The sequence below is a fragment of the Paenibacillus sp. FSL M7-1414 genome, from assembly GCF_038003195.1.
GTDB lineage: Bacteria > Bacillota > Bacilli > Paenibacillales > Paenibacillaceae > Paenibacillus > Paenibacillus amylolyticus.
Genome location: NZ_JBBOOS010000001.1, coordinates 5,788,204 through 5,813,064, shown reverse-complemented (window position 1 = coordinate 5,813,064; position 24,861 = coordinate 5,788,204). Strand labels below are relative to the sequence as shown.

The following is a 24,861-nucleotide window of genomic DNA, read 5'->3' as shown; positions in this document are numbered from 1 at the left end:
AAACAAGTCAAGTGTATAAAGGTAGTTAAATTGCTTTTGTGATGGTATCGGGTGAGAGCGACTTTTGGCTTTGCGCAAGCAAAACAAGGGAAGCGAGCGACCGAAACCGGAACAAAATGGTTAAGCTACTAAGAGCACACGGAGGATGCCTAGGCGCTAGGAGCCGATGAAGGACGTGGCGAACAACGAAACTGCCTCGGGGAGCTGTAAGCAAGCTTTGATCCGGGGGTGTCCGAATGGGGAAACCCAGCTGGGGTAATTTCCAGTTACTCATAACTGAATACATAGGTTATGCAGAGGCATACCAGGGGAACTGAAACATCTAAGTACCCTGAGGAAGAGAAAACAATAGTGATTCCGTCAGTAGCGGCGAGCGAACGCGGAGAAGCCCAAACCAAAGAGCTTGCTCTTTGGGGTTGTGGGACGTCTCACATGGAGTTACAAAGGAACCGGTTAAGCGAAGAGGTCTGGAAAGGCCCGCCAAAGAAGGTAAAAGCCCTGTAGTTGAAAGTTGGTTCCCTCCGAGACGGATCCCGAGTAGTGCGGGGCACGTGAAACCCCGTATGAATCCGGCAGGACCATCTGCCAAGGCTAAATACTTCCTAGCGACCGATAGTGAAGCAGTACCGTGAGGGAAAGGTGAAAAGCACCCCGGAAGGGGAGTGAAATAGAACCTGAAACCGTGTGCTTACAAAAAGTCAGAGCCCGTTTTAGGGGTGATGGCGTGCCTTTTGTAGAATGAACCGGCGAGTTACGTTCCCGTGCAAGGTTAAGGTGAAGAGCCGGAGCCGCAGCGAAAGCGAGTCTGAATAGGGCGATGTAGTACGTGGACGTAGACCCGAAACCGGGTGATCTACCCCTGTCCAGGGTGAAGGTGCGGTAACACGCACTGGAGGCCCGAACCCACGCATGTTGAAAAATGCGGGGATGAGGTGGGGGTAGCGGAGAAATTCCAATCGAACTCGGAGATAGCTGGTTCTCCCCGAAATAGCTTTAGGGCTAGCCTCGGAAAACAGAGTCGTGGAGGTAGAGCACTGATTGGGTGCGGGGCCCGCAAGGGTTACCAAGCTCAGTCAAACTCCGAATGCCATAGACTTACTTCCGGGAGTCAGACAGTGAGTGCTAAGATCCATTGTCAAAAGGGAAACAGCCCAGACCATCAGCTAAGGTCCCCAAGTGTGTGTTAAGTGGGAAAGGATGTGGAGTTGCACAGACAACCAGGATGTTGGCTTAGAAGCAGCCACCATTGAAAGAGTGCGTAATAGCTCACTGGTCGAGTGACTCTGCGCCGAAAATGTAACGGGGCTAAACACACCACCGAAGCTATGGCTTGATGCTTTGCATCAGGGGTAGGGGAGCGTTGTATAAGGGTTGAAGGTGTACCGTAAGGAGCGCTGGACATTATACAAGTGAGAATGCCGGTATGAGTAACGAAAAGATCAGTGAGAATCTGATCCGCCGAAAGCCTAAGGGTTCCTGAGGAAGGCTCGTCCGCTCAGGGTAAGTCGGGACCTAAGGCGAGGCCGAAAGGCGTAGTCGAAGGACAACAGGTCGAAATTCCTGTACCACCGTAAGCCGTTATGAGCAATGGGGGGACGCAGTAGGGTAGTGACGCGGACTGATGGATGTCCGTCTAAGCAGTAAGGCTGATGTGTAGGCAAATCCGCACATTGTAAGGCTGAGCTGTGATGGGGAGCGAAAATTATAGTAGCGAAGGTCATGATCTCACACTGCCAAGAAAAGCCTCTAGCCAGGTGATGGTGCCCGTACCGCAAACCGACACAGGTAGGCGAGAAGAGTATTCTAAGGCGCGCGGAAGAACTCTCGTTAAGGAACTCGGCAAAATGACCCCGTAACTTCGGGAGAAGGGGTGCCCCGGTAGTGTGAATAGCACGAGGGGGCCGCAGTGAAAAGGCCCAAGCGACTGTTTAGCAAAAACACAGGTCTGTGCGAAGCCGTAAGGCGAAGTATACGGGCTGACGCCTGCCCGGTGCTGGAAGGTTAAGGGGAGTGGTTAGGAGCAATCCGAAGCTGTGAACCGAAGCCCCAGTAAACGGCGGCCGTAACTATAACGGTCCTAAGGTAGCGAAATTCCTTGTCAGGTAAATTCTGACCCGCACGAATGGCGTAACGACTTGGGCGCTGTCTCAACGAGAGATCCGGTGAAATTTTAATACCTGTGAAGATGCAGGTTACCCGCGACAAGACGGAAAGACCCCATGGAGCTTTACTGCAGCTTGATATTGAATTTGGGTACGATCTGTACAGGATAGGTGGGAGCCTTTGAAGTGTGAGCGCCAGCTTGCATGGAGGCAACGTTGGGATACCACCCTGATCGTATCTAGGTTCTAACCTGGTACCGTAATCCGGTGCGGGGACAGTGTCAGGTGGGCAGTTTGACTGGGGCGGTCGCCTCCTAAAGAGTAACGGAGGCGCCCAAAGGTTCCCTCAGAATGGTTGGAAATCATTCGAAGAGTGCAAAGGCATAAGGGAGCTTGACTGCGAGACCTACAAGTCGAGCAGGGACGAAAGTCGGGCTTAGTGATCCGGTGGTACCGCATGGAAGGGCCATCGCTCAACGGATAAAAGCTACCCTGGGGATAACAGGCTTATCTCCCCCAAGAGTCCACATCGACGGGGAGGTTTGGCACCTCGATGTCGGCTCATCGCATCCTGGGGCTGAAGTAGGTCCCAAGGGTTGGGCTGTTCGCCCATTAAAGCGGTACGCGAGCTGGGTTCAGAACGTCGTGAGACAGTTCGGTCCCTATCTGTCGTGGGCGTAGGAAATTTGAGAGGAGCTGTCCTTAGTACGAGAGGACCGGGATGGACGTACCGCTGGTGTACCAGTTGTTCCGCCAGGAGCACCGCTGGGTAGCTATGTACGGACGGGATAAACGCTGAAAGCATCTAAGCGTGAAGCCCCCCTCAAGATGAGATTTCCCAGTATGTAAGACCCCTTGAAGACGACGAGGTAGATAGGCTGGGGGTGGAAGTGCAGCAATGCATGGAGCTGACCAGTACTAATCGGTCGAGGGCTTATCCAATAGCAAGTTGTAATTCGCGTGTTTCGTTTCGAATCTAGTTTTCAGAGAACGATCTCTGAAGCATATTCCCTGATAGCTCAGTTGGTAGAGCACTCGACTGTTAATCGAGTTGTCACAGGTTCGAGCCCTGTTCGGGGAGCCATATGGAGAGGTGTCCGAGCTGGCCGAAGGAGCACGATTGGAAATCGTGTAGGCGTCACAAGCGTCTCGAGGGTTCGAATCCCTCTCTCTCCGCCATAATATTAAGGCCCGTTGGTCAAGGGGTTAAGACACCTCCCTTTCACGGAGGTAACAGGGGTTCGAATCCCCTACGGGTCATAATAACTTCAAAAAAAGAAGTTGATTTTTACAACAAGAATATGATATGATCATAAATGTGTTGTTCGGAGGCTTAGCTCAGCTGGGAGAGCATCTGCCTTACAAGCAGAGGGTCGGGGGTTCGATCCCCTCAGCCTCCACCATATAAACTTTATAACGACGCGGGGTGGAGCAGCCCGGTAGCTCGTCGGGCTCATAACCCGAAGGCCGCAGGTTCAAATCCTGCCCCCGCAATTATACTTTCCTTTGAGAAAGTGATCTGGAACCGTGGTGTAGTTGGCCTAACATGCCTGCCTGTCACGCAGGAGATCGCGGGTTCGAATCCCGTCGGTTCCGCCATTTAATCTTTACATGAGGCAAACTGTTCACTACATCTGCTGTATGGCACTGATGCCCTATATAAAGTGTAAGGAATTAAGATTAGACTTTATTGTGGCTCGGTAGCTCAGTCGGTAGAGCAGAGGACTGAAAATCCTCGTGTCGGCGGTTCGATTCCGTCCCGAGCCACCATTTATAAAACAATTTAATATGCCGGTGTAGCTCAACTGGTAGAGCAACTGACTTGTAATCAGTAGGTTGGGGGTTCAAGTCCTCTCGCCGGCACCATGTAATCCTGGAGGATTAGCGAAGTGGCCAAACGCATCAGACTGTAAATCTGCTCCCGTACGGGTTCGGTGGTTCGAATCCATCATCCTCCACCAGTTTTTAGGGGCATAGTTTAAAGGTAGAACAACGGTCTCCAAAACCGTTGGTGTGGGTTCAATTCCTGCTGCCCCTGCCAATTAACTTTTTAGAAATTAACCTTTTATGGCGGTCGTGGCGAAGTGGTTAACGCACCGGTTTGTGGATCCGGCATTCGGGGGTTCAATTCCCCTCGATCGCCCCTTTGTTTTTTCATTTTTTATTGGGGATTAGCCAAGCGGTAAGGCAACGGACTTTGACTCCGTCATGCATAGGTTCAAATCCTATATCCCCAGCCATTATGCGGACGTGGCTCAGCGGTAGAGCATCGCCTTGCCAAGGCGAGGGTCGCGGGTTCGATTCCCGTCGTCCGCTCCAAAATATGGCGCCATAGCCAAGTGGTAAGGCACAGCTCTGCAAAAGCTTTATCCCCAGTTCGAATCTGGGTGGCGCCTCCAGCATATGCCGGCGTGGCGGAATGGCAGACGCGCTCGACTCAAAATCGAGTGGGAAACCGTGGAGGTTCGAGTCCTCTCGCCGGTATATTGAATAGCCCTACATGTTGCTTATGCAATGTGTAGGGCTATTTTTATTTTATATGAAACGATTTATATGCAGTAAGAAAATCTAGAGTAAGAGAAGATGGACGTTACTAAAGATTGACGTATGATTATATTGAGTATATTGTAGATAAGTAAAGTCTTTAATATGGAGGAGTGAAGTAGAGTGACTAATGGAAAAAATGTGTCGGATACCGATCTGTTATTTGATCTTTCTGTATGGGAAGAGGCATGGAAGAATCGTCCGAGAAGTTCAAAATATAAGAAGAAAAGCGCCCCCTTTAATATAGAAGAAGCTTTTGAGCGATGGGCCAGGGATTATCATGCACAGTCGTTCACCGAAGAAGGAAAGCAGCGTTCTGAACGCATTATGGGCTGGATTGAAAACCAGGGTGTGGAATTCGCAGGGTTATCCATTTTGGACATTGGAGCCGCTTCAGGCATATTTACCATTCCTTTTGCGAAAAAGGGGGCAAGTGTGACGGCAGTTGAGCCTTCTGAGTTGCTTGTCTCCCTTATGAAAGAGACGATACCTCCAGCTCTGGAATCCAAAATCGAAATCGTAAACGAACGATATGAAGAAATCTCCATTAAGGATAAAGGCTGGGAGAAGAAATATGACTTTGCATTTGCATCCATGTGTCCAGCGATGTCGGATTGGGAAACAATTGAGCAGGCGATCAACTGTGCCCGGAAGTATGTGTATATAAGTACTATGGCGGGACAGAAGGAACACACACTAATGGATGAACTTAAGGATGTACTGGGGGTAACTTCTTCATACAAGGCCGGTGATATGGGGTATATCCAACAGTTGCTGTATTTGAGGGGGTATTCTTATACGATGATTATTACGAGAGAAGTTAACTCATTTGAAGTACCGGTGGAAGAGATTATCGAGCAGCTGCCAGAATGGCTTAATACGTATGAGTTACCATCGGATGAAGATTCTCTCAGACTGGCTGAGAAGTACATTCGGGATACGTATAAGGATAGTACGGTGACCTTCTCACGTGGAGGAAGATGGTAAAATTCTAATCCAACTTGAACAGCCAAATATGAAAACAGTTCGCACTAAGGATAAGCAATAAATCGCATAAGCTTGGCACGAGTAATGATAAACAGGAATTGAGACTGAGACAATGTAGTTTAACGTCTAAGATGACACTAGGAAGCATCATACTGCAAAACAAGAAGATACACGTGTGAAACATATGAAGTTAAGATTGCAGAAGTAAAGTTGTAAGTGAAGGGAGCAGGTTATGTGCTCCCTCTTTTTTGAAGCCACTAATTCATCGACCGCTTTGAACCAGACCCTCGTTTATTTAGAGATGTTCGAGACAACAAAACAAAACACAGACCTAGTTTTCAGAGAATGATCTCTGAAGCATATTCCCTGATATTTCAGTTGGTAGAGCACTCCACGGTTAATCGAGTTGTCACAGGTCCGAGCCCTATCCCTGTTCGGGGAGCCATACGGATAGGTATCCGAGCTGGCCGAAGGAGTACGACTTACTATCGTGCTCCTTGTCTAATTTCTGTTCGATACTTCTGCTTTCTGCTTACGCTCCCGATACTGGCCGGGGGTGATTCCTTCCCATTTACGGAATGACCGGATAAAGTTTTGCGGATTGTTGTACCGAAGTCGTGCTGCGATATCTTTAACGGTTAGATCACTTTCGTCCAGCCATTTTTTAGCGATGTTAAATCGGTACTTGGTCAGATATTCACTAAATGCACAGCCTGTCTCTTTGCGGAAAACACTACTTAAGTAGTTGGCATTGTAGTGAAGCTTCAAGGCACATTCCTCAAGCGTCAGATCCTTATCATAATCTTGATGAATCATGGCAATCATTTTCTCAGATATATGCTGATACTGGGCATATTGTCTCGCTTTAAAAACCTGAATGACGGGCAAGGAGACTTGATATTTAAACCAATCCTCAACTTCAGCAGCGTACTGCAAACTATGAAGTTCATGAAACATCGAACCACGACCTTGGGAGATCTGTCCGAGTCGTATGCCGGATTCCTGAGTCATTTGCAAAATATGCGTGAGCAACCTCGTAAGAGCCACCTCATACTCCTCGGGTGTAACCTCCATACCAAAGATTACTTCAAGCAGTTGTTTCAGAAGAGCAGAGGCCTGGACTTCATCCGCACTTTGAATAGCTTGGATCAACGAATATTCCAATGATTCCGGGTAGGTCATGGACCAAGTGGGAGTGTAATGATCTATGTTCTCATATTGAAAAATAATGCCTGTTCCCAGCTTCATCCGATGCCTCAGTGCTTCCAAGGCTTCTGTGTAAGCTTGAGGGATGTGATGTAGAGAGCTGTGCGACTGGCTGAATCCTATACTGACTTGAAGAGCCAGAATCTTATCCATCTGTTGTTGTAACTGGTCTGTTAATACATATAGCTGCTGTGAAAAAATAAACTGATCCTGTTCCACGGTGCCAATCACCGTGACTACCGTATGTTCCAGCACAATGGGAAGCAATTGTTGGTTATGCACAACCGTTTCCTCCAATATATTTTGAATAGCGAATAATAAGAGATCACGATCACTAGCTCTATATTTTGTATGATTAACAAGATCGGCCTGTAGTGTAATAACAGCAATTTGTTGCCATTCCCGAACCTGATGCGTGTAGCCATATTCATTCAGGGCGTCATGAAGAGTATGAACAGGGATCTTACCCTGGAACAGATTCATCATAAAATGATTGCGAATCTGCAATAGATGCACATTAAGTGTGTTCTCTAATTGGGAGTGAGAGGCAGATAATTGTGAGACCCCTGCTCTGATCTGTTCGAACTCATCAGAAAATGGTGGTGATTGCTGAGCTACCGTGTTTCCTTCTTTGGACAGGTGGTTGTCACCAAGTTGGGTTAAAAGTTTACGAATCGGGACATGCATTCGCTTGGAGCCGAGCCAGGCGAGTAATAATGAAAGTAAAAGTAAGAAGATACTGATATACAAGGTGTGTAATCCGATATCGATATATTCTTGTGTCAGAATATTGGTAGGTGAGATTAGCACATAAGTCCATCCCTTTAAGGTAGAAGGGCTATACGTCAGGGAATAATGTGTATCGGCGATCTTAACTTCCCGTTTTTCAAAGCCTGTTGAAAATGTGATGGGTGATAGTTTGGTTATGTTGGCTTCCGTATCCCGATCCTGTAATCCAATGGCAGACAACGGTTGTCCAATGTATACAGGATCGGGATGCACCAAGATACGTTGTTCCCGATTCAAAATGATCAGTCCTGAGGCAGCATTGCCTAAGGAGGCTTCTCCTAGTGTATTTTGCAAAGAGCATGCAGGGATTCCCGCAATCAGGGCAGCATCGGAAGACGTATTCAGATTCGGAATAGATCTCGCAAGGGCAATATGATAGATACAGCCTGTACCTGGTGAACGCTCATCATTACTGAACACCGATGAAGGGGAGAGCTGCCATCCAGAGGTTAGCGTATCCGATATCAATTCCTTCATGGGAAGAGCCAGTGGAAAATCCGTATTACGATATAATCCGGCATGATCAATAAGCCAATTCTGAGATTGATTCACCAGAGTAATATCCAGCAAAGGTTCCCATGACCTCATATTCTGAAATTCGCTCTGTAGCTTGTCGGCAAGCAAAGGCCCTTTCCCTTCTAGTGAAGAATAAGCAGACAGGGAGCGGAGGGTTACTGGAGAGCGAACGGCCTGATCAAGCATATAACTAACTGTAGCGAGTTTGTGTTCTACGTTGGATTGCATTTGTTCCAGCAACTGTCTGTTAGCCTGCGTACGATGTAGCTCTGTTTGGTTTGATGAATAGATAAATGCGGCAATTCCCGTTAACAAAATGGGCAGGGTGCTTAACAGGATTCCGAAGATGATCATTTTATGGAGATAGCTGATTGGTCGCACAGTTTCAGTTCCACCCCTGACATTAGAAATAGTAACACTTTCTATTTTAGTAAACGCTTACATATAGAACAATCTAAATTTTGTTTATTTGGATAAATAAGTAATTTCACAAAAGTGTATAGAAGTAGAGATAAGGGACTGCTGATAGATGATTTTGCAGAAAAGGCTAGAGAAATGGCTTGGACTGACTATCCAATACGGAATCATGAGAAACGAAATTGCAGTGTGAACGTAAATAGAGACATGGACAACATTCTCTCTACAGGTCGATATCTGCTAAAGGGTAGCCTGAATACGGGTAATAGAAGGTATCTGGAGTGCTATTCAGCTTAAGTGGAACGTTGGTCCTATATAGGGACAGACAAAGGTCCAACTAGATCCCCGACCTGAGTCTAGGATGAAAAACCGTCCACGGTCTGTTTTGAAAAGTCGCGGAATCCCCTAGAATAAGGACATAAGGTTAAACAAGAAACACGGAAACAAAAAACAAGAAACAAACGAACAAATGACTCAACACATTAAAAGGAACGAATGGAAAGGGCGGTGAACAACAATTATGAGATTAAATAAGGGAAATGGCTGGGCGATTGTATTGATTGCGCTGGGTGCACTACTCCTCTTCGGAAAGTTAACTCCACTTCTTGGACACTTAATGGGTTATCTGATTCCGGTCCTGATGATTGCACTGGGATACTACGGAGTTAAACGAGGGAATGTGATGCTTGGCTGGATTGTTCTCATCATCGGTATCATCTCACTGATGGGTAAACTGGCATGGTTGATCGGACCGATCATCGCGATCGGGTTAATCATCTTTGGTATCTCAATGCTAAGCAATAACCGCAGTCGTCGTGGTCGGTACTAAGCTTTCACGATTATGAAAAGGAGGGACAGAACATAATGAGTGTATTTCGTCGAATGCGGGATATTACCGTAGCTAATCTGAACGAACATTTGGAGCAAAGTCAGGACCCAGTCAAACTGATTGATCAGTTCCTGGTCTCGACCCGCCAAGACATCGGTGAAGCCGAGAAACTTCGTCATCAATATGCAAGCCATACCAGACAAATGAAACAACAAGCCGATCAGGCAGCAGGTATGGTGAACAAACGGGAAGAACAGGCTTCCATGGCTCTGAAAGCAGGGGAAGAACATCTCGCTAAGCTGGCCTTGCAGGAGAAAATCCTCCACGAGGAAAAAATGGAACAGTACAATGAATTGTATGCACAAAGTTATGCGGCATTACAGGAGTTGGATGAACAGATCGACCAGCTGAAGGTTGAATATCAGAATGTATACAGCAAACGCCAATATTACTACGCTCGTATGCAGACGATTCAGTTACAGCAACGTATGAACCAGAGAGGCAATCACAACGGTCAGAATGTACCCCGTATGTTTAACCGACTGGATGACCAAGTCTCTGATCTCGAATATGAAGCACAAAGTCTCCGCGATATCCGGCGGATGAATCAAGATGGTTCAGGAGTGACTGGCAGCATGTCATCCTCTACGCTGGATAAGGAACTGGAACGCTTAAGACAGAAATTGAACAATGACAGAAAGGAGTAGTCACAATGAATAAATTATACCGCTCGGCGCGTAATCGAAGGCTAACAGGTTTGATCGGTGGCATTTCTGAAAATCTCGGATTGAGTACCACGCTGCTACGTATCATTTTCTTCATCAGTATTTTCGCTACGGGAGGTACATCATTGTTGATCTACTTCATCGCTGCATTGGTGGTACCAAAGGAATCCAATCACGTTGATCCATATGCTTATGATTCCAACGTAAGAGGATACAAGTAAACGAAAGGAGCAAGCACATGAGCAAATTATACCGCTCAACGCGTGACCGGATGTTAACCGGCTTGTGCGGCGGAATTTCCGAAACCATCGGAATGGATTCCACCCTGCTGCGTATCATCTTTGTTATCAGTATCTTCGTAACTGGCGGCACGTCGTTGTTAATATACTTTATTGCAGCACTGGTGGTACCAAAAGAACCGTATCCGCCTTATGATCCATATGGCTACGGTCCGGGCCAAGGCCCTGGTCCTGGCAGAGGATACGACAACTATGATCATCAGCCACCAAGAGGTCCTTTTCAAAATAATCACAACCAACAAGGTCCTGGTAACTTCGGTCCCGGCCCTGGATTCAACGGCAGACCTCAATCTGGTCCCCGTTCTTATGACAACAACGCCTACGGAGCAGGAGCACCGCAAGAAAGTGAACTTGATTCCATGATGAAAGATATCGAGAAAAAAGCACTGAAAAAAGAAGTTGAAGAGCTTCGCCAAAAATTATCTCGTTACGAGAAGGGAGAAAAGTAAAATGGGAGTATTTAAACGGATTAAGGATATGACGAAAGCATCGGTAAATGATATGTTGGATAAAGTAGAGGACCCGATTGTAATGTTGAACCAGTACTTGCGTGATATGGAGGCTGAGATTCATGAGGCAGAGGTAACTGTTGCTAAACAAATGGCAAATGAGCGCCGCATGAAACAACGTTTGGATGAAGCGGAGCGTACTTCGGTACAACGTGAGTCCCAAGCAGAAGCTGCTCTGTCTAACGGTCAGGAAGAAGTGGCACGCAAATTGTTGGAAGAGAAAATCTACTTTGATCAAAAAATTACGGAGTACAGCGAACTGCATGCACAGTCCGAAGCACAAGCAAAAGATCTGTTGCAACAGTTGCATGATATGAAAGATGAGTTCTACAAAATGCGTAACAAACGTAATGAACTTGTATCCCGTGCACAAATGGCAAAAGCTAAAAAACAAATGTCTTCCATCAACAGCTTGCATTCGATCGAAAGTGGCGGCGCATCACTTGGATTCCACCGCATGGAAGAGAAAATCATGCAACTGGAAGCTGAGGCTGACGTAGCTCGTGCACCTTATCGCAACACATCATCCACGTATACGAATCCTGTAGATGTGGAAAAACAATTCAAAGTGGATCAGCAATTACAAGCCCTCAAAAATAAAATGGGCAATGGTTCCAAGAATGAAGCGAACGGAAATTCAAAAGAATAACTGTTCGCTTAGTGGACAATATGATATTCTATAAATCGTGTATAATGTACGGTTGGTAGAACAAAAGTTAAGCCATACAGGACTTCATTGCCTGGTATGGCTTTTCCGTTGAATAAAGAGAGATTAACTTACAGAGGAGGTGCGGCGGGGATGAATCAAAAGAGTAAATGGCTTGCAGTTGTCATTATGATTATTGGCACAATGATGTTATTGAATGACAATATTAACTTCCTGACCGCTGCCGCACTGATTCTGTTAACGGTTGGAATGCTTCAAGTCCGCAATGGGGATACCCGCAAAGGTCATCGGTATCTTGGCATTGGTGCGGCACTGTTATTGCTGGATAATTTAATGATTGTATTTTTGATTGTACTGGCTTCTTTAGCTTACTTTTATTCGAAAAACAAAAAGATTCATCTGGACGAAGGCGTTATGAAGAAACAGAATTTCATGGCTCGGTACTACTGGGATCAATCATCCTGGACGTTACGTAGTATGAGTCTGTGGCATGCCATAGGTGAGGTTAACGCGGATCTATCTCTTTCAATTCCGGAGGAGAAACAAACAATTGTGCTGCTGCAAGGAGTTATGGGTAATGTTCGCCTTACACTACCAGAAGATTATGGTGTGGAGATTGAAGCATCGGTTCTTTTCGGCCGGATTAATCTTCTTGGAGAACAAGATAGCGGCATGATGAACAAATTAGTATGGAGAACGCCTGGATATGAATCCAGTGAACATAAAGCAAAATTTGTCATTTCTTATATTGTTGGCGACCTAAACATCAGTAATCCGTAGTAAAATAGATGAAGAGAAGGAGGAGACCCCGATGAAGACAAAACGACATACCGACATGGTAACCCGAAGTATGGGTGAAGGGATCCTCCTGGTTTTCATTGTGCTAGCTGTTATTTTGTATGTATTGTATACATATGGTTATCTTGCTCCGTTTACAGGCTGGCGGCATCTGATTCAATCGGGTCTGGCCTTATTGCTGCTTCTGATTGGGATTGGTGCGGTCTTTGGGTTCTATCAGAGTTACCGGGTTAAACGCCGGCTTGAACTGCTGCGGGAAACACTTCTACTGTGGGAGAAGGGCTCTCTATCACGCACTGTACCTGATCTGGGCGATGATGATGTGGGCCGTTTAAGTGAGCAACTCGGACGAATCGGCAAAAAGTGGGAAGATCAGATATCTACGCTCCAGCGATTGTCTACTCATAATGCACAGCTTGCTGAACAAGCCAGAATTACGGCTATTGTGGAAGAGCGGCAACGTTTGGCACGGGAACTGCATGATGCGGTATCGCAACAATTGTTTGCGATATCCATGACAGCAACGGCCGTTGGACGGAAGATGGAGAAGGATTTTGAACGTGCTCAGCGGCAGGTGGCTTTGATTGAGGAGATGGCTTCGGTAGCCCAGTCCGAGATGCGTGCGTTACTGTTACATCTGCGTCCAGTCTATCTGGAGGGTAAACATCTCGAACAAGGTCTGCGTGATCTGGTGATGGAACTGAAAACAAAAGTACCTATGGACATTGTGCTCGAAATGGACGAAGACATTGATCTGATCAAAGGCATCGAGAATCATCTGTTCCGGATCGTTCAGGAGGCTATGTCCAATACGTTACGGCATGCAAAAGCGGAAAAAATGGAGATACGGATCCAGCGCCGTACTGATGCGATCCGGGTATTGATCCGTGATGATGGGCAAGGCTTTGATCTGGATGAGAATAAACAAGCTTCTTACGGTCTGGCTAACATGCGTGAACGTGTTACGGAGATTGGCGGGGCCATACATTTTGTAACAGCGCCTGGTAAGGGAACGCGGATTGAGATTACGATACCTTTGATGAACGATGAAAGCGAGGAAGAACATGTCAATGGAACCGGAAGTCGAAACGGAGACGGAAACGTCGATCAAAGTATTGCTCGTGGATGATCATGAGATGGTACGTATTGGTCTTGCAGCGGTACTGGATACCGAAGATGGAATTGAAGTTGTTGGTGAAGCAGGTAGTGGAGAGGAAGGCATTCGGCTTGCACAGGAATATAAGCCTGATGTTGTTCTGATGGACCTGGTTATGGAAGGAATGGACGGCATTGAGGCTACTCGTCAGGTACTTAAAATGTATCCAGAGTGCAAAGTCATCGTATTGACCAGCTACCTGGATGATGAAAAAATGTATCCTGTCATTGAAGCAGGCGCATTCAGTTATCTGTTGAAAACATCAAGAGCCAATGAAGTGGCAGATGCGATTCGCGCAGCCGCTCGCGGGCAATCCGTTCTGGAGTCACAGGTGGCTTCGAAAATGATGAATCGCTTCCGGCAGCCACAGGCAGCAGCTCCTTTGCACGATGAATTAACGGACCGGGAAATGGATGTGCTCCGGTTGCTCGCCAAAGGTAAATCGAATCAGGACATCGCTGATGATCTGATCATTGGTATCAAAACAGTCAAGTTCCATGTTACAAACCTACTGGCAAAATTGGGCGTAGACGACCGTACACAGGCCGCGATCTATGCTTATAAAAATGGACTTGCAGAGTAATAACAAGAACTATATGCAATAACATCATTAAGCCAAAGAACTGTGCATTAATGTGCGGAAGTATAGATAAGAGGACAGAAAGAACCAGAAGAAGCGAAGCAAAAGCTTTCTGAAAGAAAGCTACTTCGGAAGCATACACTTCGCCTTTATCCCCGGATGTACCCTTTATGAAAAGAATCAAAAAAATTGGGGGATAACAGCGATCGGAAGGTTGTTCTGTCATCGGAGTGGCGAGTGTAAATATTGTGTAGTTCAATTTATATAGAAAAGTATGAATGAAAAGCTTTGCTCTGCCATGAATATGGTGGGTGGGGCTTTTTTGTTGTGTGCAGAAGAAGTATAGCTAATGGGGGAAAGGGGCATGCTGTTGATAGATTCATAGAATGCAAGAAAGAAGCGGGGGATTCAAATGTTAAATCGTTGGATGACAGCAGGTATATTGGCAATGGCAATCATTATTCTTATCGGTGTGACACAGGTATATGCAGAGAAGAACGAATCCAAAGCAGCCCAACTGGAACAGTTAATCTACACGGCTGACAACGTGATTGATAATGTGGATCGTCTAGTTATTAAATGGCAAGGAGAAGGTCAGGGAAATGCAGAAGCACAGGCAACATTACTGGCTGGTCACTTGGGACTGGAACAACCTGTGCGGGTACGCCAGACGGGTCATGATGTTTACCGCAGTGAAGAGATTGTCGATACAGCTAATGGTGGCGTAGGCATGTTGGTCAATGTCGTCGATACAGGAGACAATGGTTACTATGCCATCGTACAACTCTCAGGGGATGCACACACGGATCGGAAGGCATTAATGACATTACATGAAGAGGTCGATCAACTGCTTGTAGACTCAGGGATGAAGGCAAGCTGGAATATGTCTGTGCAAGGTACGGCCGCTACTACTATTGAAGGTGATGCGGGTCTGCAGTTGGCACTGATTGAGAAAGACCTGTCCAAAAATGTGGATTTCGCCTCCTTTGAACGTTACACGGATGTAGCTAGCGCAAGTGTCTCTTATAAGGCGGCTGAGCTGCCCCTATCGATCAAGAGTGGCTCGCATATGTTGAATATGCAACTTGCAGTTCACCAGGTTGGTGAGGAGGTTGATAATCGAATTACAGTGGGGTTTCCGGTGATTACGATTGAATATTAAGGGATGAATTTTTCATGAATTAGGACCCAATATTGAGAATCTTTATCAGAAAAATGAGTTTGAAATAGTGCATCCGTTCAGTTGATATGCTAAAATGGCATCACATCCAAGAAGGAACTTGCTGGTAATTGACAGTTGTATGTCCTGCATATATAACACATTACATAGCTCGGGGAGAGCGTGAAGGTTATCTTCCCGGAAGAAAGAGGAGCCCATGGTTGAAAAACAATTGAAAGATGAAGTACAGACACCAGGCGCAGTATTTTTCATTTTTGGAGCAACGGGTGATTTGGCCCGCCGGAAGCTGTTTCCGGCTATCTACAGTCTTTACCGTGAAGGCAAGCTTGCCGAAGACTTTGCGGTTATTGGCGTAGCACGTCGTCCGAGGTCCCCAGAAGAATTCCGGGAAGACATCTTAGAATCCATTAAAGAGTTCTGCCGTTATCCAGCGGGGGAACCTGATGAGTGGAACGCTTTTGTCGATCATTTTGAATACAAAGCACTGGATATTAATAATGTGGAAGGATTCAAAGAGCTGCGTGCGCAGACGGAGCATCTGGAATCGAAGTTTAACACGCCGGGGAATCGACTGTTCTATCTGGCACTGGCACCTGAGCTGTTTGGCAGTGTCTCGTACAGTTTGCGGGACGGTGGTATGTTGGAAAGTCAGGGGTGGAACCGTTTGGTGATCGAAAAACCATTTGGTTATGATCTGCAATCGGCCGAACATCTGAATGAGCAGATTCGTGAGGTATTCCGTGAAGAGGAAATCTATCGGATTGATCATTATCTGGGCAAGGAAATGGTGCAAAATATCGAAGTGATCCGCTTCGGAAATGCTTTTTTTGAACCGCTCTGGAACAACAAACATATTGCCAACGTTCAGATTACGCTTGGTGAGACGGTAGGCGTGGAAGAACGTGGCGGTTATTATGATCACTCCGGAGCACTCCGTGATATGGGGCAAAACCATATGCTTCAGATGCTGACAATGATTGCGATGGAACCGCCGAGTCGCCTATTCCCGGAGGACATTCGGGATGAGAAGGTGAAGGTATTACGTTCATTGCGGGCCTTTACTTCGGATGAGGAAGTGAGCAACAACGTTGTGCGGGGGCAGTATGCCGAAGGGGAGTACCGTGGCAAGCAGCTTCCGGGGTATCGCCAGGAAGACAAGGTTGATCCGCAGTCGAATACAGAAACTTATTTTGCAGCACGTGTATTCGTGGATAATTTCCGCTGGGCGGGCGTGCCATTCTATATTCGGACAGGCAAACGTCTGCCGGTGAAAACAACCGAGATCGTAGTTGAATTCAAGTCGATGCCAAACAACGTGTACCTTGGGAAAAAGTATAAATTGGAACCGAATCTGCTGGTCATTCGGGTGAATCCGATGGAAGGCATATATATCAAAATCAATGCCAAGAAACCAGGCTCGGATTCTGAGATTCAGCCACTCGCAATGGATTTCTGTCAGAGCTGCATGATTGGAATTAACTCGCCTGAAGCGTATGAACGTCTGCTGCACGACGCCGCAGAGGGGGATTCTACGTACTTTACCCGTTGGGATGAAGTGGCAACAGCCTGGTCTTTTGTGGATCGAATCGCGGCAGGCTGGGGACAGAATCAGGGAGAACTTCATACGTACCCTGCTGGAACATGGGGGCCAGAAGCGACAGATAAGCTGCTGGAGCAGGACGGATTCCACTGGTGGCCGGTGAATGGTCAGGACGAGGACAGCGTGATCTGGCAAGTGAATGGTTAGGGTAGGGTAAGGGCATTAACAAAAGTATTAACAACATACACAACATGACTGAGCCTGGGGAAATCGCAAATTTTGCGGTGTACCCAGGCTTTTTAGTGGGGGAAAAGGTAGGTATCCATCATCAGGAAACAAGTAATTTAAATTAAGTTGTTGACAAAAAGTAAGTATGTAACTTATACTCAACACAGGAGTTAAAGAGTTACGCAAATGACAAACTTCATTCGGGCAAACGTTTCGGATAAGTTATCATGATAAAAAAAATGTAAACCAGTTGAAGGGGTTTGCGACACAGAGAATCATGAAGAAAAAAATTTAGCATAATATCTTTAATCTAAGAATACTATTTTGTATATATTGAATGGAGGAAAAGAAAATGATGTTGGATGTAGGGTTGTTGTTGATTCGTTTGGTGATTGGATTGTCGTTCATGGCGCACGGAGCTCAAAAGCTGTTTGGTTGGTTCGGAGGTTACGGGATCAAGGGTACAGGCGGCTGGTTTGAGTCGATGGGCATGAAGCCCGGTGCATTGGTGGCGTTACTGGCTGGACTCGCGGAATTCGGTGGCGGATTGCTGTTGGCTCTAGGTCTGCTCACACCGGTAGGTGGCATTCTGATTGCATTGACGATGGTCATTGCGATTGTGAAAGTCCATGGCGCGAACGGATACTGGTCCACACAGAACGGATTCGAATATAATCTCGCGATTCTGGTGATTGGTGTAGCGCTGGCATTGACAGGTGGCGGACAATACGCGCTGGATGCATTGATTTTCTAAAACCGATAAATAAAAATGAATGAGGAGTGCCTGGATGCCATGGAAATGGCTGAAGGGTGCTTTTTTTTGCAAGGGAAAAGAGAAGAATCTGCGGTAGTAATCGGTTATTTTCGGTACAGATTATGGTACAATAGGAGAGTTGGGTTAAGAAGCAGTTCACGGTATACATGAAAGCACAGATTTGAGGAGGATGAACTCCATTGTAAATGTGTAAAATTAATCTAGTGTGTAAATACCTAGTACGTAAAAACTCGTGTACAATCAACCGGCCTCGCCGGATTGCATAAAGATTGAATGATGGACCGGCCATGCCGGATTAACGTGAATGAACGGACGAAAGGGATTAAACCTATGAGCAAAGCTGCAAATGAAATTCTTCAACAGGAAGTGGACAAACGCCGGACGTTTGCCATCATCTCTCACCCGGATGCGGGTAAAACTACATTAACCGAGAAACTGTTGCTGTTCGGGGGCGCGATTCGCCTTGCGGGAACGGTAAAAGCTCGGAAAGCCAGCAAACACGCAACAAGTGACTGGATGGAAATTGAGAAACAACGGGGGATCTCGGTTACCTCTTCCGTAATGCAATTTGATTATCTGGATCATCGCGTCAACATTTTGGATACACCGGGTCACCAGGATTTCAGTGAAGATACGTATCGTACACTGACGGCTGCCGATAGCGCGGTAATGTTGATTGACGTGGCAAAAGGTGTCGAGGCACAAACGATCAAGTTGTTCCAGGTATGTGCGAAGCGTGGCATTCCAATCTTTACGTTCATCAACAAACTCGACCGTGAGGGTAAAAGCCCATTTGACCTGATGGAAGAGCTTGAAAATGTACTGGGTATTCGTTCGGTTCCGATGAACTGGCCTATTGGTACAGGTCGCGAGCTGTGTGGTGTCTATGACCGGATGAAAAATCAGGTGGAATTGTTCCAAGGGGACGATCACTCGACGATTAAAGTACAAAAGGTAGATGGCTACAAAGATCCGATTATCCGTGAGATGGCAGGAGAATACCTGCATGATCAATTGTGTCAGGATCTGGAGTTGCTGGATATTGCGGGCGACCAATTCGACATGGAGAAAGTTCAACGCGGCGAATTGACACCTATTTTCTTCGGTAGTGCGATCAACAATTTCGGCGTACAGACCTTCTTGGAGAATTTCCTGGAACTGGCACCGAAGCCTGAACCACGTCGCAGTACGGCAGGAGAGATTCAGCCAACGAATGAGAAATTCAGCGGTTATGTGTTCAAGATTCAGGCAAACATGAACCCGGCACACCGGGATCGTATTGCGTTCCTGCGTATTGTGTCAGGCAAGTTCCAACGTGGAATGAGTGTGAAGCATACTCGTGTGGGCAAAGAAATCAAGCTGTCACAGCCACAGCAATTCCTGGCACAAGATCGGGATATTGTCGAAGAGGCATATGCTGGCGATATTATCGGTTTGTTCGATCCGGGTATCTTCCGGATTGGTGATTCACTGAGCCAAGGCAGCGAGATTGTCTTTGAGGAGTTGCCAACGTTCTCACCAGAGATTTTCGCCAAAGTTACCGTGAAAAATGCATTGAAACATAAACAGTACCAAAAAGGAATTGATCAGTTGACGGAGGAAGGAACCATTCAGGTATTCCAGACGGCAAGTTTCGACGAGACAATCCTCGGCGTAATTGGTCAACTTCAGTTCGAGGTATTTGAATACCGGATGAAAGGCGAGTATGGGGTAGACGTGCAATTGCAGCGAATGCCTTATCAGTTCGCTCGCTGGATCGTGGACGAGAATCTGGACCCAAGCAAATTCCGGATTAACTCTGCACTTGTAAAAGATAAAAAAGGAAATTATGTAGTGCTCTTCGAAAATGAGTACGCAATGAGAACGGCTATGGATAAAAATCCTACAGCTCAATTCCTGGAGACTGCGCCTTAAGTGAAGACAGAAGTATTTCGTGGGAATTGTTAAAAGGGTTAGTTGAACGTGACAAGCTCATGTGATGAGATAGAACTTGTTAAAAATAAGATCCCTCCGCCGATTGGCGGAGGGATCTATTGCTATACACCTTACCTGGAGGCGGGTATGATCCAGCCGAATAAGGGAAAGCTTTCTTTTGCAGACAGAACAAACGTAATGATGGTTACCTTACCCTCCACTGCTTCGATTAGCTAAGCGGTTGGACGGGAATGGTGTGCAGATGCTCTTGCGCGATTTGAATGAGTTCTTCCTGCTTGGCAGGTTCTGTGTTCTTCCAGATCATCTCGAAAATGGCGCCAAGTCCAGGTAATGCAGCTTCCGGTCCATCTACTGAACCTTCAATCATCTCCCGGAGCTGATCATCACTCTTGTCATGAACTTTATGAACAATCGCTTCACGCAGGCTTAATGTAATGGGCATCGCAATTCCCTCCTCGTATATTCGGCTGCTCTAATACTGTTCCCTGGGAAGCGCTAGCGCATTCAAGTTTATCAGGCTTTGTGGTATACTACGAAGGATTATTTACGTTAGCATGGGTATCTGTAATGATGCGTCATGCTGAAGAGCAGCGGGAGGTTAAGACCCTAATGGCCAAGAAACAGTATGCCGTAATTGGTATGGGACGGTTCGGATCAAGTGTTGCCAATGCACTGAGTGGCATGGGATTCGACGTGCTGGCAATTGATGCGGACGAGCAGCGGACTCAGGAAATGTCCAATGTGGTGACCCATGCGGTATCGGCAGATTCAACAGATGAAGAAGCGCTGCGTGCGCTGGGCATACGGAATTTCGACGTTGTCGTTGTGGCGATTGGTGAAGATATTCAGGCGAGTATTCTGACAACCCTGATATTGAAAGATATGGGTGTACCGGTGCTGATCGTAAAAGCTCAAAATGAGCTTCATGGTAAGGTATTGCAGAAGATTGGGGCGGATAAAGTCATCTATCCTGAGCGGGATATGGGACTACGCGTAGCCCATCATCTGACCTCGCCTAATATACTGGATTACATCGAGTTATCTGAGGATTACAGCATTCTGGAGATGAGAGCCTCCGAGCAAATGATCGGTAAAAACCTGATGGAATTAAACATCCGTGCACGTTTTGGTTGTAACGTGATGGCGATTCGCAGTGGAAATTCGATGAACATCTCGCCGTACGCGGAGGACCGGATCGAAGCTGGAGATGTGCTGATCATTGTAGGTCACAAGGATCATTTGACGAAAATGGAGCTTGCGTATCCGAAGTGATGGATGCAGATGGGAAGGATGGAAAGATGGATATTGTATCACCGCAAAATACACGTGTAAAAGAATGGGCGCAGTTGCTGGAGAAAAAGCATCGTACCCGTCAACATAAATATATCATTGAGGGCATTCATCTGGTACAGGAAGCATTACGTGCCGGAGCAGATCTTGAGTGTATTGTGTACGATGGAGAGCAAGGCGTACCGAATGAGCTTGCCGGGCTTGAAAACCCGCTTCAGCGTGTGGAGTGGGTCAGTGTATCTCCTGCGGTTATCGCCAAATGTACGGATACAATGACTCCACAGCCTGTATTCGCGATTGTGCGTAAAGGCAGTGAGCCACTGGAAAGCCTGATTACCGGAGCGCGCGGGCTTGTTGTGGTGCTGGATGGTGTGCAGGACCCAGGGAATGTGGGGACAATCATCCGTAGTGCGGATGCAGCTGGAGCTGCTGGGGTGGTACTTGGCGCTGGCTGTGCTGATGTATATAATCCGAAGACGATTCGTTCGACGATGGGGTCATTGTTTCATTTGCCCATTGTGGAGGGCCAGTTGGAATCCTTGCTTCCCGAAGCGAAGGCTGCGGGCGTGAAGCTGGTAAGTACTTCTTTGCAGGCAGAGCATTCATGTTATAGTTATGATTTTACGCAGTCGGTATGGCTTGTGATCGGTAACGAAGGCAAAGGTATCTCGGACGCTACAGCACGCTTGGTGGATGATGCGATTACGATCCCGATGCAGGGACAGGCAGAGTCGCTCAATGCGGCAATGGCGGCAACGATTTTGTTGTTTGAGGCGATGAGACAGCGGATATTTACTAACTAATAATTCCTGTCCAATTTAAAATTAACTTTCCCCCAAACCACCAAAGGCTGGAACCTGGTTGCCGCTTTTCTCGGGCCATGTTTCCAGTCTTTTTGTCTTTCTCTTTGAAGCACCACAGCAGGGATTTTCCATTCAAATCCCGAATAGGTGATATAGTTTCTATTTCTTAAGCTGATGGGCAGGTGTATAAATTGGAAATGAATAATGGAAAAGGAAAAACTCACCTTAGGGAATTTATGACTTGGGCCGGGGAAAAGGGCTGGGACATAATGAGTAAATCCGGTTCGCAGTCACATTTAAACAGCAGCGTTACTTCAAGATATAAAGGACTTCCAGATGAATATTTAGAATTTCTAAATGTAGTTGAAAAATGCGTTGCACCGGATGAGCAAACCTGGTTTATTTGTGAGGCTGAGTTCAACAATAGCACGGAGACCGCATTCCAATGGAATGAATTTGAAATGCTTAGTTTGGAGGCAGCAGAGGGTGATTCTATTTGGCAGTCAGAGATAACGGCTTGGTGGGATCATCACTTGCCGATCGTAATGTCTGTGGAGGATGGATATTCCTTCTATGCCATTGACTTAACAACCGAAAATGGGGCTATTGTCCGTGGATGTGAGCCTGAATTTGAAGAGGTTGAAAAGGTATCCGATTCGTTTGGAGAATTTCTGGCGTGGATGATGTTGAATTCAGATTAGCGTAGCTAGGAAAGGTTGATGGTTATACTTGTGGCCAGCGGCCTGACATTAGATTAACCAATGAAAGAAAAGTTAGTTCTGCTTAAATTGAAGGAGTGAAACGATATAGGAATTCTTAATTTATGATATAAAATGGTTTATATAGCGTTTCTCTTCTCATTTAAGTATGTTCCAAGCATGTTTTCTACATATAAAATTATTCTTTACTGTTCGTTCTAGAAATGATATGCTAACAGCAAGTTAGATCTAACTACTTTTTTTTTCACAATAAAGAACGATCGTTCTCAAAACTGAGATTACACTAATCTAAAGAATATAAGGGAGAGAATATGATGAAATACACAGTGATTACAGGAGCAAGTTCAGGAATTGGATATGAAACAGCATTGGCATTTGCAACACGGGGCAAAAACTTGATTTTGGTAGCTAGAAGATTGGATAAGCTTGAAGAACTTAAATCAACTATTCAGGGTATCGACCCTAAAGTAAATGTTATCGTTCATACAAGCGACCTGTCTGTTAGCGCAGAGGCGTACACGCTTTATAACGATTTGAAGGAATATGAAATTGAGACTTGGATCAATAATGCAGGGCTCGGAGAAGGCTCGTTCATTGCTGAACAGAATTTGGATAAAGTGGAGACGATGCTGCGTGTTAACATCGAATCTTTGACCATTCTATCTACACTGTATGTGCGAGATTATGCGAATGTGGAAGGCACTCAATTGATCAACGTCTCATCCGCACTCGGATATGCCATTGCTGTAGGCAGTGTTGCTTATTCTGCATCGAAATACTACGTTAGTGCCTTCACAGAAGGTCTTGCCAAAGAACTGGAACTGAAAGGTGCAAAACTAAAAGCGAAGATCCTGGCACCAGCGATCACGGAAACAGAATTTGTGCAAAAATCAATAGATGCTGAAGGATTTGATTACAAAGCGAATATGCCCAAATATCACACAGCTAAAGAAATGGCAGGCTTCATGATCGATCTGTATGATCACAATGAAGTGGTTGTAGGGATTGTAGATCAGAACTATGATTTTCAGCTGACAGGTGCAATCTACCCGGTGATTTCAGAATTGAATTAATACAGCAGAATCCAGAGGATACATTTACAAAATCTCAAATAAGAAGAGGAGTACATTCAATTGGAAAAGATATGGAGTAAAACAAAGATTGGCAACATGGAATTGCCTCATCGACTAGCGATGGCACCTATGACACGCAGTCGAGCACAAGAAGATGGTACACCTGGAGAGTTGGCGGCACTTTATTATGCTCAACGCGCAACGATGGGACTCCTGATTACGGAAGGAACACAACCTTCCGATGATGGACAGGGTTACTTATGGTCACCGGGCATATATACCGACAAGCATATTGATGGATGGAAAAAGGTAACGGATGCGGTGCATGAAGCTGGCGGATATGTATACATCCAATTAATGCATGCGGGTCGCATGTCACATCCGGACAATACCCCGCATCATCGTCAACCGGTTGCTCCATCAGCGATCGCACCGGGTGTAGAAATGTTTACGGCTACAGGGATGCAGGATATCCCCGTTCCCCGGGAATTAAGTCAGGAGGATATTCAAACGACCATCTCCGATTTCCGAAAAGCAGCAGCCGCAGCGATTGAAGCAGGGGCGGATGGCGTTGAGATTCATGGGGCTAACGGATACTTGATCAATCAATTTTTAGGAGGAAATTCGAATACACGCACAGATGAGTATGGCGGATCTATTGAAAATCGTGCTCGCTTTGCGATTGAAGTAACCAAAGCCATTGTGGAGGAAATAGGGGCAGAACGAACAGGCTTCCGCATCTCACCAGGGACACCGCTGGGTGGAATTCAAGATGGAGAACAAGGCCCTGAACTCTATCGCTATCTTGTAAAAGAATTGGCTCAATTGGATTTGGCTTACCTTCATGTTATGCATCTTGGAGATGAGAACCTACTTCAAGACATTCGTTCGATCTGGCAAAATCCATTGTTGGTCAATCGGGCTGGAAGAACGTTGGATGATCTTAGTGTAGATCTAGATGGTGGTCTCGCTGATCTGGTACCGGTTGGTGTATGGTCCTTAGCTAATCCAGATTTGGTGGAACGACTTCAACAAGGTGCGTCATTGAATGAAGCAGATCCGACAACATTCTTTGGTTTGGAAAGTAAGGGCTACACGGATTATCCTACGTTGGAAGAATTAAAGTCGCAAGAGGGGCTACACTAGCACAAGTATGGAGCATGGCGTACAACTGAACATTGCGCGCCATGTTCC

The 24,861-nt window shown here is 46.2% G+C and carries 20 protein-coding genes, 16 tRNA genes and 1 rRNA gene; 35 read left to right on the top strand and 2 right to left on the bottom strand.

Translation table 11 applies throughout. The features are described 5' to 3' along the window. Positions 1 to 118 precede the first annotated feature (118 nt). From MHH92_RS25520 to MHH92_RS25435, 18 genes are all read left to right on the top strand, one after another. Positions 119 to 3,044: ribosomal RNA gene (locus MHH92_RS25520) — 23S ribosomal RNA — on the top strand. Positions 3,045 to 3,110: 66 nt separating this feature from the next. Further along, positions 3,111 to 3,186 (top strand) — tRNA-Asn (locus MHH92_RS25515). A gap of 3 nt (positions 3,187 to 3,189) precedes the next feature. Continuing rightward, a tRNA-Ser gene (locus MHH92_RS25510) sits at positions 3,190 to 3,281 on the top strand. 9 nt (positions 3,282 to 3,290) lie between these two features. Further along, positions 3,291 to 3,362 (top strand) — tRNA-Glu (locus tag MHH92_RS25505). A 67-nt stretch (positions 3,363 to 3,429) separates the two neighbouring features. Then, a tRNA-Val gene (locus MHH92_RS25500) sits at positions 3,430 to 3,505 on the top strand. Positions 3,506 to 3,522: 17 nt separating this feature from the next. Continuing rightward, a tRNA-Met gene (locus MHH92_RS25495) sits at positions 3,523 to 3,596 on the top strand. A gap of 27 nt (positions 3,597 to 3,623) precedes the next feature. Continuing rightward, positions 3,624 to 3,701 (top strand) — tRNA-Asp (locus tag MHH92_RS25490). 95 nt (positions 3,702 to 3,796) lie between these two features. Then, positions 3,797 to 3,872 (top strand) — tRNA-Phe (locus MHH92_RS25485). A 20-nt stretch (positions 3,873 to 3,892) separates the two neighbouring features. After that, positions 3,893 to 3,968: transfer RNA gene (locus MHH92_RS25480), tRNA-Thr, on the top strand. A gap of 9 nt (positions 3,969 to 3,977) precedes the next feature. Then, positions 3,978 to 4,063: transfer RNA gene (locus tag MHH92_RS25475), tRNA-Tyr, on the top strand. Positions 4,064 to 4,069: 6 nt separating this feature from the next. After that, a tRNA-Trp gene (locus MHH92_RS25470) sits at positions 4,070 to 4,143 on the top strand. A gap of 29 nt (positions 4,144 to 4,172) precedes the next feature. Next, positions 4,173 to 4,245: transfer RNA gene (locus tag MHH92_RS25465), tRNA-His, on the top strand. 22 nt (positions 4,246 to 4,267) lie between these two features. After that, positions 4,268 to 4,342: transfer RNA gene (locus MHH92_RS25460), tRNA-Gln, on the top strand. A gap of 4 nt (positions 4,343 to 4,346) precedes the next feature. Continuing rightward, a tRNA-Gly gene (locus MHH92_RS25455) sits at positions 4,347 to 4,421 on the top strand. Positions 4,422 to 4,427: 6 nt separating this feature from the next. After that, positions 4,428 to 4,501, top strand: a tRNA-Cys gene (locus MHH92_RS25450). Between the two features lie 6 nt (positions 4,502 to 4,507). Then, a tRNA-Leu gene (locus tag MHH92_RS25445) sits at positions 4,508 to 4,586 on the top strand. 183 nt (positions 4,587 to 4,769) lie between these two features. Next, entirely contained in the window at positions 4,770 to 5,633 is an 864-nt protein-coding gene (locus MHH92_RS25440; RefSeq protein ID WP_340907090.1) for a class I SAM-dependent methyltransferase, read from the top strand. A gap of 363 nt (positions 5,634 to 5,996) precedes the next feature. Further along, positions 5,997 to 6,078 (top strand) — tRNA-Asn (locus tag MHH92_RS25435). A 56-nt stretch (positions 6,079 to 6,134) separates the two neighbouring features. Here the strand turns inward: MHH92_RS25435 and MHH92_RS25430 are convergent. Continuing rightward, complete coding sequence (locus MHH92_RS25430) at positions 6,135 to 8,525, bottom strand: helix-turn-helix domain-containing protein (RefSeq protein ID WP_340907089.1); 2,391 nt, start codon at positions 8,523 to 8,525, stop codon at positions 6,135 to 6,137. A gap of 556 nt (positions 8,526 to 9,081) precedes the next feature. Here MHH92_RS25430 and MHH92_RS25425 point away from each other — a divergent pair. From MHH92_RS25425 to MHH92_RS25370, 12 genes are all read left to right on the top strand, one after another. Beyond that, on the top strand, positions 9,082 to 9,390 hold the full coding sequence (locus MHH92_RS25425) for a LiaF transmembrane domain-containing protein (RefSeq protein WP_017692311.1): 309 nt from the start codon (positions 9,082 to 9,084) through the stop codon (positions 9,388 to 9,390). Positions 9,391 to 9,425: 35 nt separating this feature from the next. Continuing rightward, a complete protein-coding gene (locus MHH92_RS25420; RefSeq protein ID WP_017692312.1) occupies positions 9,426 to 10,097 on the top strand; it encodes a PspA/IM30 family protein in 672 nt (223 codons plus the stop codon). Between the two features lie 5 nt (positions 10,098 to 10,102). After that, a complete protein-coding gene (locus MHH92_RS25415; protein ID WP_036673255.1) occupies positions 10,103 to 10,336 on the top strand; it encodes a PspC domain-containing protein in 234 nt (77 codons plus the stop codon). Between the two features lie 17 nt (positions 10,337 to 10,353). Then, complete coding sequence (locus MHH92_RS25410; protein WP_017692314.1) at positions 10,354 to 10,863, top strand: PspC domain-containing protein; 510 nt, start codon at positions 10,354 to 10,356, stop codon at positions 10,861 to 10,863. Between the two features lies 1 nt (position 10,864). Then, positions 10,865 to 11,572, top strand: a complete 708-nt coding sequence (locus MHH92_RS25405) for a PspA/IM30 family protein (RefSeq protein WP_340907088.1) — start codon at positions 10,865 to 10,867, stop codon at positions 11,570 to 11,572. Positions 11,573 to 11,722: 150 nt separating this feature from the next. Then, the gene (gene liaF, locus MHH92_RS25400) at positions 11,723 to 12,370 is read left to right on the top strand and encodes a cell wall-active antibiotics response protein LiaF (protein ID WP_036605686.1); all 648 of its coding nucleotides are present in this window, start codon (positions 11,723 to 11,725) and stop codon (positions 12,368 to 12,370) included. Positions 12,371 to 12,401: 31 nt separating this feature from the next. Continuing rightward, on the top strand, positions 12,402 to 13,517 hold the full coding sequence (locus MHH92_RS25395) for a sensor histidine kinase (protein ID WP_036605687.1): 1,116 nt from the start codon (positions 12,402 to 12,404) through the stop codon (positions 13,515 to 13,517). After that, positions 13,459 to 14,127 carry a response regulator transcription factor gene (locus MHH92_RS25390; RefSeq protein WP_091020933.1) on the top strand — a complete coding sequence of 223 codons (669 nt, stop codon included), beginning with the start codon at positions 13,459 to 13,461 and terminating at the stop codon, positions 14,125 to 14,127. Before MHH92_RS25395 ends, MHH92_RS25390 begins: the two co-directional genes overlap by 59 nt. A gap of 409 nt (positions 14,128 to 14,536) precedes the next feature. Beyond that, entirely contained in the window at positions 14,537 to 15,286 is a 750-nt protein-coding gene (locus MHH92_RS25385; protein WP_340907086.1) for a YwmB family TATA-box binding protein, read from the top strand. A gap of 214 nt (positions 15,287 to 15,500) precedes the next feature. Then, a complete protein-coding gene (zwf, locus tag MHH92_RS25380) occupies positions 15,501 to 17,051 on the top strand; it encodes a glucose-6-phosphate dehydrogenase (protein WP_340907084.1) in 1,551 nt (516 codons plus the stop codon). Positions 17,052 to 17,427: 376 nt separating this feature from the next. Beyond that, positions 17,428 to 17,826, top strand: a complete 399-nt coding sequence (locus MHH92_RS25375; protein ID WP_024634146.1) for a DoxX family protein — start codon at positions 17,428 to 17,430, stop codon at positions 17,824 to 17,826. A 351-nt stretch (positions 17,827 to 18,177) separates the two neighbouring features. Further along, positions 18,178 to 19,761, top strand: coding sequence for a peptide chain release factor 3 (locus MHH92_RS25370; protein ID WP_047841330.1), 1,584 nt, complete (start codon positions 18,178 to 18,180; stop codon positions 19,759 to 19,761). Between the two features lie 229 nt (positions 19,762 to 19,990). Here the strand turns inward: MHH92_RS25370 and sspI are convergent, their stop codons facing one another. Then, positions 19,991 to 20,224 (bottom strand): small acid-soluble spore protein SspI, encoded by a 234-nt coding sequence (gene sspI / locus MHH92_RS25365; RefSeq protein ID WP_017692323.1) that lies wholly within the window; start codon positions 20,222 to 20,224, stop codon positions 19,991 to 19,993. Between the two features lie 128 nt (positions 20,225 to 20,352). Between sspI and MHH92_RS25360 the strand changes: the two genes are divergently transcribed. The 5 genes from MHH92_RS25360 (at position 20,353) to MHH92_RS25340 (ending at position 24,813) form a co-directional block, all read left to right on the top strand. Continuing rightward, a complete protein-coding gene (locus MHH92_RS25360; RefSeq protein WP_076254620.1) occupies positions 20,353 to 21,054 on the top strand; it encodes a potassium channel family protein in 702 nt (233 codons plus the stop codon). A 26-nt stretch (positions 21,055 to 21,080) separates the two neighbouring features. Continuing rightward, positions 21,081 to 21,875, top strand: a complete 795-nt coding sequence (locus tag MHH92_RS25355; protein WP_340907083.1) for a TrmH family RNA methyltransferase — start codon at positions 21,081 to 21,083, stop codon at positions 21,873 to 21,875. 197 nt (positions 21,876 to 22,072) lie between these two features. Next, positions 22,073 to 22,576, top strand: coding sequence for an SMI1/KNR4 family protein (locus MHH92_RS25350; RefSeq protein ID WP_340907079.1), 504 nt, complete (start codon positions 22,073 to 22,075; stop codon positions 22,574 to 22,576). A 332-nt stretch (positions 22,577 to 22,908) separates the two neighbouring features. Further along, positions 22,909 to 23,667: an SDR family NAD(P)-dependent oxidoreductase gene (locus tag MHH92_RS25345; RefSeq protein ID WP_047841328.1), complete on the top strand. Its 759-nt coding sequence runs from the start codon at positions 22,909 to 22,911 to the stop codon at positions 23,665 to 23,667. Positions 23,668 to 23,727: 60 nt separating this feature from the next. Next, positions 23,728 to 24,813, top strand: a complete 1,086-nt coding sequence (locus MHH92_RS25340; protein ID WP_340907077.1) for an alkene reductase — start codon at positions 23,728 to 23,730, stop codon at positions 24,811 to 24,813. The last annotated feature ends 48 nt before the right edge of the window (positions 24,814 to 24,861 follow it).